Here is a 281-nt window from a genome sequence, read left to right as displayed (position 1 = left end):
AAATTATCTCTTTGCAGGACAGTCTATTGCGAAAGTCTCAAAGAAAGTAAATATCAGTGAAAGCAAACTCAGAAGAATCATGAATTCTGAAACTAGCCCTACTCTAGATAGCATTTTACAAATTCTCTTTTCTTTCGATCAAATGGAGGCCTTTGCACTTATTCACGAACTTACTGATGGAAAGCCGATTCCTTCATTGGCAGAGGAAAAAGAACGTTCAGATCTTATTGTAAAAAGTTATCATGAAAACCCGCTCTGGGCTTAATTCTCATATGCCTTGA

1 protein-coding gene is annotated in these 281 nt (G+C 36.7%); it reads left to right on the top strand.

The window, feature by feature from the left end:
• The coding region (locus tag M901_RS03495) for a helix-turn-helix transcriptional regulator (RefSeq protein ID WP_021276798.1) at positions 1-265 on the top strand (265 nt) is incomplete at its 5' end.
• Positions 266-281: the final 16 nt, after the last annotated feature.

Source organism: Bacteriovorax sp. DB6_IX (genome assembly GCF_000447775.1).
Taxonomy (GTDB): Bacteria; Bdellovibrionota; Bacteriovoracia; order Bacteriovoracales; family Bacteriovoracaceae; genus Halobacteriovorax_A.
The sequence above is the reverse complement of the archived record's forward strand: the minus strand, read 5'-3'. Positions and strand labels throughout refer to the sequence as shown.